Source organism: Enhygromyxa salina (assembly GCF_000737335.2).
In the GTDB taxonomy this organism is placed as follows: domain Bacteria; phylum Myxococcota_A; class Polyangia; order Nannocystales; family Nannocystaceae; genus Plesiocystis; species Plesiocystis salina_C.
In genome coordinates this window covers 1-9,068 of record NZ_JMCC02000180.1, presented here as the reverse complement: position 1 = coordinate 9,068, position 9,068 = coordinate 1, and the positions used below count along the sequence as shown (strand labels likewise).

Sequence of the window (9,068 nt, the reverse complement as noted above, 5' to 3'; positions counted from 1 at the left end):
TGGGACGCGCTGAGCGGCGTCAACCCGTTTGGGGCCTGCACGGCGGCGACCAGCATCGAGGATCGGGTGCGGGCGATCCTCGCTGGTGCCGTGGGGGCGCCACGCGGAGGGCGTCGCGTGGAGCGGGCGCTACGGCGGGGGTTGTCGCCGAACCCGGCGGACCGCTTTCCTAGCATGGAGGCGTTGATGACGGCGATCGGGTCCCGGCAGCGGCGGCGAACGTGGCGGGATGCGCTCGTGCTCGGTGTTGCGGTCGTACTGGTTGGGGGGGTGATCACGCAGTTGATGCCGAGGCGTGGCGCGGGCGGGGTCGAGTTCACCCGCGGCACGCTCGCTACTTGCTCAGGCCAACTCGCCATTCATGCTGCCCGAGCCGGCGACGTGGACGGCGCGCTGCGGCGGCTCGAGTCGGCGAAGCGTGCAACGCTCGAGGCGGGATCGTCTCGCGAGCTTGCTTTGGCGAGCGGCGTAGTTGCGGCCGAGCTCGAGCGACAGGTCATGTACGAAGACGCCGCGTTGACGTGGCAACTCATGGCTCTCTTTGCTCGTGACGCCGACGACCATGATCTCGAACAATACGCCCGAAAACGGGGCTATGCGGTGGCTAGCGCCATTCAGAACAATTCTGCATTGAAGCAAGTGACGGTGCCGTCTTCGTTGCAAACACCGTCATGGCACCAATAGAGCACGCCCCCGCAACCGGAGCCGGGCCAACAAGGCCCACCGCTTTCACAACACATCGGGTATTCTTGCGGGTCGTCGTGCGGGACATAGTCGACACAGAACCCCGCCCCGCACGCGTCATCGAGCGGCGCATACGCGGCCACGTCCCCCGTCGCGGGATCCAGAACCTCCCCATAAATAACCGTGAACGCGCTGGTCCCCGTCGGACATGGCGGCGTCCCCTTCACCTTGGCCGCATTGTTAGCGGGGTTGTAGCAGACGTCGGCGACCAACTTCGGGACGTTGGCGGGTGTGTACTCGCAAGCCCCTGGCACCGATGTACAGAGGTAGCGATACTCTGCGTCAGCCGTCAACGGGATGGCGATGAGAACCAGCGTGAGCAGTGTGAAGGCGGTCCGGTGCATGGCCCGAGCCTACCCCCGCGAAGGGCTCCGCGTCTCGCAAATCGCTGTCCGGGTCGCTGGCGACGTGGATGCACCCCGCCAGCCACCTGGAGCGCCGACGCTCACTCGTACGCCGACGCATAGTATCGCCCGGAGCTCTCGCGCTGATCTCCAAACACGACGTGTGTCGCCATCGACTCCAGGCGCACGGCGGCCGCGGCGGGCAGATAGTTGTCTTCGACGATCAACCGCTCGAGCTTGGTGAAGCCACCCCGCCGCTCGATCTCGACCAGCGACTCGACGCCCCTCATGGTCATGGTACCCATCGAGAGATCGAGGGTGTGCAGCTGCGCGAGGATTGGCGCGTCGGCCAGGCGATCACACACCGCGTCGGTGAATTCACAATTGGTCACACCCAGCTCGCCGAGCCGCGGAAAACCACGCCCCTCGAGCAAGGGGTCGAGCAGGGCGACGTCGGTCGCCGCGCCCTGATGGCTCGCGCCGATCTGCAGGGAGAGCCGCTCGAGCTGGGGCCAGGTCGCCCTGGTGATCGCCAACAACGCGGCGTCCGACATGCCACCCGTCACGGTCTCGAGCTCGCGCAGCTCGGGCAGGTAGATACCGCCCAGCTCCATGGACCCCGCGCGCAGCAACAGCTTGCGCAGCTGCTTCAGCGCCGACCAGATGCTCGACGCGTCGCCGATCGTACTCCAGTTGAGCTCGCACTCGTCGCTGTTGAACTGGCCGATCGACAGCTCGCGCAGCAGCGGCCGCGGGTGGCGTCCGATCACCTCGCACGCGCCGCCGTAGTTGTTGGCGTCGTGGCGCGCGAGGCCGATCACGAGGTGCTTCACGAGGCGGCCCGGGCCCGGATCGTCGAGCAGCCACGCGAGCACCTGCTCGATCGACAGATCAGGGAGGTCGCCGTCGTAGCGCGCCATCGTGTACTTGACGGTGCAGCTGCGGATGAAACCGCAGCGCCACTCGACCTCTGTGAGCATGTCTTCACAATCGGCGAGCGGGCCCATGAGCACCCGACCCTCTTCGACCTGGCCCCGGGTCTCGAGCCAGTCACGATAGACGAGATAGGCCGAGTCGCTGGTGGGGTTCGCGGCGACCTTGGCCTCGAGCCCGGGGTGGCGGTGGGACTCGGGGTCGACGGCGAGCTGTGCCTGGGGGTCGGCCGGCGGCTCGACTGGACGGGGCTTGGGCAGCGGCGCGGCGCCGTCGAGTCCATCGCGACGCCACCCGCCGATCAGCTGGTCCCGCCGGGTGATCAGCTTCTTCGACTTGAAGTGCTTGCGCACGATCCGAAGGCACACGAGCAGCTCGTCGTTGGACATGCGCGCAAACAGGCTGGTCCAGTGGCCGCTCAGATACTCGAGTTGTTCGCGCTGGGTCGTGTCTCGATCCGACAAAATCTCCGCGAGCTTGGAGGCGTCCATGACTATTGATACTATATCAGCGCCTGGGGCCAACCCCCCGCCGGGCCGAGCGCAGCGACACGGCGGCGATCGTGAGCGAGGGGTTGGCCGTCGAGCCCATGGTGAAGCTGCTGCCGCCGCGCACGTAGAGGTTGCGCAAGCTGTGATGCAGCTTGTCACCATTGACGACGCTGGTGGCCGGGTCGGCGCCCATGCCCGCGGTGCCGAGGATGTGGCCCTCGCTCTGGCGAGGTGTTGTCCGTCGTCGCGGCTGGGAGCTATCTCTACATCGGGAGCGTCGTCCCGGTGGGCGACGAGAAGGTAGCTGAAGTGTGCGCGGTGTCCCGATGAAGCGCCGCATTCTTTGGGTTGGTGGTCCGCTCGCGCCCGTGAGCGGGACAGTCGCCCGCCAGCGGGCCACCCGTGGGTGGCTCACTGGCGGGCCAGCTACATCCTCACGACTACCCGTCGCTCGGCTGTGGACCGCGAGCAGGCTCGTCGAGTCCCTGGACCTCCGCCTCGCTGAACAGCCGGGAGCTGATCACAAAGCGAATCCCACGTGGGGCCTCGAGCGAGAAGCCTGAGCCGCGACCCTCGACGACGTCGAGGGTCAGGTGGGTGTGCTTCCACAGCTCATACTGCTTACCGCCGATATACCAGGCGCTCCCGCACACATGACCAAGCAGCACGTCGCGCTGACCGATCAGGAAGTCACCGAGCGGGTAGCACATCGGCGCGCTGCCATCACAGCAGCCACCGCTTTGGTGCAGCAGCAGCGGCCCATGGTCGGCTTGCAGCCGCGCCAACCACTGTGCGGCGGCCGGCGTCACGCTCACGCGCGAGAGACCCATGGCCTAGAAGAACCCCATCGGGTTCTCGTCGTAGCTCACCAACAGGTTTTTGACGTTCTGGTAGTGCGCGAGCATCATCTTGTGATTCTCGCGGCCTACGCCGGACTGCTTGTAGCCACCAAAGGCCGCGTGCGCGGGGTACAGGTGATAACAATTGGTCCACACCCGCCCGGCTGGTGCTGGACCGCGAGACGATGCGGCGCCGTTGTTGGCGCCGTGCTCTCGACGGCTGCGCAGCGTTGTCGCTTGACCCGGAGAAACCGACCTGGGACCATCTTCGCATGAGTGGAAGAACGGGTGTCGGAGTCATCTCGCTCGCCCTGGCCGTGGCCGGCTGCGGGTCGGGGGCGATCGGCGGCGGCTCGGACGCCGATGCCAATGACGACGACGCTGACGCCGTCTGCGGAAACGGTGTCGTCGAGGCAGCGGAGGAGTGCGACGACGCAAACTCAATTGATGGGGACGGCTGCAATGTCGATTGTCTAAAGTCCGGGGTCGTTCGGTGGTGTGTCGAGTATGCCCACCCGGGTGGGGCGGATGGCATGTCGGTGAACGTAGCCGTGGGGCCTGACGGAATACTTGCGGCCGGCAGGGGGAGGCTGTCCAACAGCCCTGATCCATTCAAGTCGTGGGTGATGGACGTGGAATTCGATGGCTCGTCAGCGTCCCACGTTCTCGTGCCTGTCAGTGGCAACGCTGAGCTGTCAATCGGGGATATCGGGGTGTCGCCCGACGGCGACGCGATCCTCGTGGGATACCTCGAGCAAACCGGAAAGCCCGGAGCGGTGTGGCTGGGGACGCGGTCCGCGTCAGGCACGATCTCGGCCCAGACCTATGCAGACCGCGCTGGCACGATAGCATTCTCTGTGTTCTATGGCGCCAAAGGCCCCATCGTCGTTGGCGCCGTGGGGAAACTCGGATGGGTCGCCCAGCTGAACGACGCCCTGCAGATCGTCTGGGAGGACCAGTTCTCGATCCTGGGCCTCGAGGAAGACGCGACGGACGTGGCGGAGCAGGCTGATGGATCGATCGCCGTCGTGGGGAGGTCTCTGACAGATCTCGACGAAGTCGACGACATCGTTTCTCCGATCTTCCACTCCTTCGTACGGACTTACAGCCCCGACAGGGCAGAGGTGACCACTCAGATAATTTCGGAGGACAGCGGCCAATCCTGGGTGTTGTCCGCCGTCGCCACCTCGGCGTCACGAACGGTGGCTGGCGGCTACGCCTACGTCGACGTAGGCGGCACCGGCTACGCCTGGACAATCACCAGCAATACCTCGCAGCTCGCTCCTGCCCTCAGCAACGCGGACATGTCCGGTGTCCACGATGTGGCGCTCGGGGCCGGCGGTGATACCTATTTGGTTGGCTGGGAGCTCGACGCCAGCGCCATCGCCATCGTCCAGAAGATCTGGCACTTTCCAGACCTCGGAAGCGGCGCGGCCGGCTGGGAGCTGACTCGAGGTGCTGGCGAGGTGTTGTCCGTCGTCACAGCTGGGAGCTATCTCTACATCGGGAGCGTCGTCCCGGTGGGCGACGAGGAGGTCGCTGAAGTGTGCGCGGTGTCCCGATGAGTCGCCGCATTCTTTGCATCGCTGGTCCCCTCGCGCTCGCGCGACCCGGCTGGTGCTGGACCGCGAGACGATGCGGCGCCGTTGTTGGCGCCGTGCTCTCGACGGCTGCGCAGCGTTGTCGCTTGACCCGGAGAAACCGACCTGGGACCATCTTCGCATGAGCAGAAGAACGGGTGTCGGAGTCATCTCGCTCGCCCTGGCCGTGGCTGGCTGCGGGTCCGGGGCGATCGGCGGCGACTCGGACGCCGATGCCAATGACGACGACGCAGACGCTGTCTGCGGAAACGGTCTCGTCGAGGCAACGGAGGAGTGCGACGACGCAAACTCAATTGATGGGGACGGCTGCAATGTCGATTGTCTAAAGTCCGGGGTCGTTCGGTGGTGTGTCGAGTATGCCCACCCGGGTGGGGCGGATGGCATGTCAGCCGGGGTGGCCGTAGGGCCTGACGGAGTACTCGTGGCCGGCTGGGGGGGTCTGTCCAACGACCCTTCTACGACATTCAAGTCGTGGGTGATGGACGTGGAGTTTGATGGTTCGTCAGCTTCCAACGAACTCGTGCCTGTCGATGGCGACGCTGAGGTGTCAGTCGGGGGTATCGCGGTATCTCCCAATGGCGACGCGATCTTTGTGGGGTACCTCGAGCAACCAGAACTGCCCGGTTCTGCGTGGGTGGGGACGCGGTCCGAGTCGGGCACGTTTTCCAGCCAGACCTACTCAGACCCCGATGGCACGATAGCATTGTCCGTGTTTTATGGCGCCAACGGCCCCATCGTCGTCGGCGCCGTGGGGAAACTCGGATGGGTCGCCCAGCTGAACGGCGCCCTGCAGATCGTCTGGGAGGACCGGTTCTCGATCTTGGGCATCGAAGAAGACGCGACGGACGTGGTGGAGCACGCCGATGGTTCGATCATGGTCGTGGGGAGGTCCCGGACAGACCTGACTTCCGAACTCCACCATGCTCCGATCTTCCACTCCTTCGTACGGACTTACAGCCCCGACAGAGCAGAGGTGACCAATCAGATAATTTCGGAGGGCGGCGACCAATCTTGGGTGTTGTCCGCAATCGCCACCTCGGCGTCACGAACGGTGGCTGGCGGCAACGCCTACATCGACATAGCAGGCGTCGGCTACGCTTGGTCGATTACCAGCGATACTTCGCAGATCGCCCCTGCCCCCAGCGGCGCGGCCATCTCATTGGTCCACGATGTGGCGCTCGGGAGCGCTGGAGATACCTATCTGGTTGGCGCGGAGTTCGACGGCAGCGCTCTGGTCGAGAAGATCTGGTATTTCCCGGACATCGGGAGTGGCGAGGCCGGCTGGGAGCTAACCCGAGGCGCTGGTGAGGTGCTCTCGGTCGTCACGGCTGGGAGCTATCTGTACACCGCGAGTGTCCTTCCGGTGGGAGGCCAAAAGGTGGCTGAGGTCTGCGCGGTGTCCCGATGAAGCGCCGCATTCTTCGCATCAGTGGTCCGCTCGCGCTTGCGCTGAGCGTCGCACTGGGCCCCGCGACGTTGCATGCATACTGCGCCCGCCCAGGCTTCGCGCAGCTCTGGAAATCGGCCTTTCCTGATTTTGTCATTCCCGTGTACATCAGCATCGGTACGACAACGACGATCGAGTATAGCGGGCTAGACGTGGACGAGGTTGAACGATTCGTCCTCGAGACGATCTCGCGGCACAATGAGGTCGCAGTGGGGCCCCGCCTGCGTTTTGCGGGGTATACAACCGAAGACATCTACTACGATAAGATGGGCATCGACGCGTTCATGGACCGGCCGAAGGGGATCACAGTGGATAGTTTCTCCTGCATGGCGAATAGGTGCTCGTCAGCCAACGCCGTGGCATGTATGGATCCCTCCGGCATGATGGATCCCAAGGTCAGAGTCTCGCTTGCACCTCAGTGTCCGGCCGGCACCGGGTTTGGGGTCAGCATCCACCATCTCGATTCAGGAGCGGACACGTTCACGGCCTTTCTCCACGAGATGGGCCACGCTTTTGGCCTCCGCCACGCAGACGACCCCCAGCCCGAATGCCCGCCTGGCGCCTTGTTCGGAAACAACCCCAGCGGCAACGCGGGGACGATGAACTCGGTGCTCGGAGCCAACAACGGCGCCTACCGAGAGTGGCGACGCGACGACATTGACGGCCTGAGCGCACTATACCCGCACCGCTCGACCGAGCTCGTGTTCTGGGATGACATCATCTTTCCGCAGGCGCCGCTCGAGTCGGACCTCGTTTCAATCGTTGGCGCCGAATCCATCCGCACACCGTCACCGTCTTCGGTGGCCGTAGCGGGGGGCTCGGCCTACTTTGCCGCGGTGGACACCGCTCATCGCGTCGTGCTGTACGAGGACAGCGGCGCAGGGTTCACGGGACCGGAGGTCATTGATCCCGGCGCTAGCGGGCTCACGTGGGGCAACCCCGCGCTCGCTCTGGGAGTCGACACGGTGTTTGTGTTGTGGGCGTCAGCAGAGCAGCCCGACTCCCTGCAGGTTGTCCGCCGTTGGGCCGTTCGGGATGTTCAGGGGATGACCTGGAGCTACGGACAAGACAGCCCAAGTCCCGGCGCGAGGCGCTACGGGGCGGCTTACGCCACCACGGACTACTTCGTGGCGGCCACGACCCACAACTCGTCCTTGGACTTTCCGATCGTCACCACCTTCGACACCGCTGGGGACCCCGTGGACGAGGTGGAGCTCGACTTCCGCGTGTTTGATCTTGGCAGCGGCACCTGTACCGGCGATCTCGACCTGTCAATCTGCCTGCTGCCCTACAGCACCGAGACCTTCGCGGGCCCAGACCTGGGCTATCTCGAGCTGCTCGTCGATGCTGCGGGGACCCTCTCGATCGCTCCTAGCCCAGTCGAGTCAGATGTTCCGGCCCGTGGGAAGATGGCGCTGGCCAATCGATCCGAGTCCGAGGTCCGCGGGACCGCGGGGCACAGACGCTATGCCCTGCTCACCCCCGATGCCGTCCCAGCACCAGCGCCGGTCCCCTTGCCGCTGATCAACGGCGATGACTGGCCTGTGGCGATGGGTGCATCGTCGCGGCTCGGCGCAACGCCTCACTGGTTTGGGCTGAGCCGTCGGTCCGTGGTCTGCGGAAACGAAGTCGTGCAAGGCGGCGAGCAGTGCGATGACGGCAACGTGATCAATGGAGATGGCTGCGATGCGAGCTGCGCTGTCGAGCCTGCTGGCGACACGGGCGGCGCCACGTCCGAGACCGGCGGCAGTGATGATCTAGGCGGCAGTGAGCTGGGCGGCGACGGGTGTGAGTGTAGGGTTCACCGTCGCGCCAGCCCGGCCGCGCTGTTGCTGGTTCTCCCGGCCCTGTTTTACCGTCGGCGATGCAGCCGAGGCGAGTGAGCCGGCTTCAGCACACCAACAGCGATCGCCGCGACCTGCCTTCAATCGCATCAACGAGGTCAGGGACCGTCCGCCCCGCGCGATCGTGCGGGGCACGGCGCATCCAATGCGTGTCGCACTTCGTAGGTGGTTCCGTCGCGCGTGTAGCGAATGATGGAGGTCTCGGCGTCTCGGTCGATGATGAGTTGGGCGCCGACCAGGTCTTCGTAGCCCGGCCTGAGCGGGCCGCGGCGATTAATTATCACATACTCGGCCGACTCGAGCGGCTCGAGCGTCTCCGAGTCATCACAGCGTCCGATACAACTGCCAAGTTGAGCGGCACCCAACGCAAGCACGAGCGCGAGAGCCAGACTGATTGTGATTCGATCGATCATCGCTATTCCCCACTCTCGAGTTCGAAGCCCTGCTCGCCGATGCTCATCAACTGGGTTCCCTCGATAACGGGAACCCAGCTCTCCCAGCGTTCTTGTTCCTGCACTGCGTCACCAGGGCCGCCGATCACCGAGACCACTGGATCAACTAGGTAGACCAACTCACCGAACGGGCACGATGTCGCACCCGCGGGGGCGCTGCACATTGCCATAGCGATAAAGGTCACGACGAGCAGCGTGATCCGGAACCGCGCATTTGGTGGAGGCGTTGGGGCTGTGAGTTGTGTTGAGGTAGTCATCTCGCACGAGTCCTGCTCTCTGGGTGTCCGTCCGAACATCGGCTGTGCCAGTGATCGGCGCAAGCGTGACGCTGCGAAGATCATGCAGGTTCCCGCCCGGCTCGTCGGCCCCGTAG

Annotated in this window: 10 protein-coding genes and 1 pseudogene; 4 read left to right on the top strand and 7 right to left on the bottom strand. The window is 64.9% G+C overall.

The features are described from left to right. The coding region (locus DB30_RS42035; RefSeq protein WP_477181450.1) for a serine/threonine-protein kinase at positions 1–684 on the top strand (684 nt) is incomplete at its 5' end. 505 nt (positions 685–1,189) lie between these two features. Here DB30_RS42035 and DB30_RS39290 read toward each other — a convergent pair. From DB30_RS39290 to DB30_RS39275, 4 genes and pseudogenes are all read right to left on the bottom strand, one after another. Beyond that, positions 1,190–2,512, bottom strand: a complete 1,323-nt coding sequence (locus DB30_RS39290; protein ID WP_052559088.1) for a hypothetical protein — start codon at positions 2,510–2,512, stop codon at positions 1,190–1,192. Positions 2,513–2,528: 16 nt separating this feature from the next. Then, positions 2,529–2,852: a GMC oxidoreductase gene (locus tag DB30_RS42935; protein ID WP_146662704.1), complete on the bottom strand. Its 324-nt coding sequence runs from the start codon at positions 2,850–2,852 to the stop codon at positions 2,529–2,531. Positions 2,853–2,952: 100 nt separating this feature from the next. Then, positions 2,953–3,342, bottom strand: a complete 390-nt coding sequence (locus DB30_RS39280; RefSeq protein ID WP_052559085.1) for a DUF779 domain-containing protein — start codon at positions 3,340–3,342, stop codon at positions 2,953–2,955. A 3-nt stretch (positions 3,343–3,345) separates the two neighbouring features. Continuing rightward, positions 3,346–3,516 (bottom strand): annotated as a pseudogene (locus DB30_RS39275) (aldehyde dehydrogenase family protein); the annotation flags it as partial. Between the two features lie 107 nt (positions 3,517–3,623). On the opposite strand from DB30_RS39275, the gene DB30_RS39270 reads away from it, so the two are divergent. From DB30_RS39270 to DB30_RS39260, 3 genes are all read left to right on the top strand, one after another. Further along, on the top strand, positions 3,624–4,916 hold the full coding sequence (locus DB30_RS39270; protein ID WP_052559083.1) for a hypothetical protein: 1,293 nt from the start codon (positions 3,624–3,626) through the stop codon (positions 4,914–4,916). 157 nt (positions 4,917–5,073) lie between these two features. Further along, a complete protein-coding gene (locus DB30_RS39265; RefSeq protein WP_052559081.1) occupies positions 5,074–6,360 on the top strand; it encodes a hypothetical protein in 1,287 nt (428 codons plus the stop codon). A gap of 602 nt (positions 6,361–6,962) precedes the next feature. Continuing rightward, positions 6,963–8,282: a myxococcus cysteine-rich repeat containing protein gene (locus tag DB30_RS39260; RefSeq protein WP_240480433.1), complete on the top strand. Its 1,320-nt coding sequence runs from the start codon at positions 6,963–6,965 to the stop codon at positions 8,280–8,282. A gap of 59 nt (positions 8,283–8,341) precedes the next feature. Here the strand turns inward: DB30_RS39260 and DB30_RS39255 are convergent, their stop codons facing one another. The 3 genes from DB30_RS39255 to DB30_RS42030 all read right to left on the bottom strand — a co-directional run. Continuing rightward, positions 8,342–8,656: a hypothetical protein gene (locus DB30_RS39255; RefSeq protein ID WP_052559076.1), complete on the bottom strand. Its 315-nt coding sequence runs from the start codon at positions 8,654–8,656 to the stop codon at positions 8,342–8,344. A gap of 2 nt (positions 8,657–8,658) precedes the next feature. Further along, the gene (locus DB30_RS42930) at positions 8,659–8,793 is read right to left on the bottom strand and encodes a hypothetical protein (protein WP_276204419.1); all 135 of its coding nucleotides are present in this window, start codon (positions 8,791–8,793) and stop codon (positions 8,659–8,661) included. Between the two features lie 22 nt (positions 8,794–8,815). Continuing rightward, on the bottom strand, positions 8,816–9,068 hold a 253-nt coding region (locus tag DB30_RS42030), incomplete at its 5' end, for a hypothetical protein (protein ID WP_205633174.1).

What these genes read in the sequence shown, in the direction of transcription:
- DB30_RS39255 (WP_052559076.1), bottom strand. Translation starts at nt 8,656, where the DNA reads ATGATCGATCGAATCACAATCAGTCTGGCTCTCGCGCTCGTGCTTGCG.
- DB30_RS39290 (WP_052559088.1), bottom strand. Translation starts at nt 2,512, where the DNA reads ATGGACGCCTCCAAGCTCGCGGAGATTTTGTCGGATCGAGACACGACC.
- DB30_RS42935 (WP_146662704.1), bottom strand. Translation starts at nt 2,852, where the DNA reads ATGCGGCGCTTCATCGGGACACCGCGCACACTTCAGCTACCTTCTCGT.
- DB30_RS39265 (WP_052559081.1), top strand. Translation starts at nt 5,074, where the DNA reads ATGAGCAGAAGAACGGGTGTCGGAGTCATCTCGCTCGCCCTGGCCGTG.
- DB30_RS39280 (WP_052559085.1), bottom strand. Translation starts at nt 3,342, where the DNA reads ATGGGTCTCTCGCGCGTGAGCGTGACGCCGGCCGCCGCACAGTGGTTG.
- DB30_RS39270 (WP_052559083.1), top strand. Translation starts at nt 3,624, where the DNA reads ATGAGTGGAAGAACGGGTGTCGGAGTCATCTCGCTCGCCCTGGCCGTG.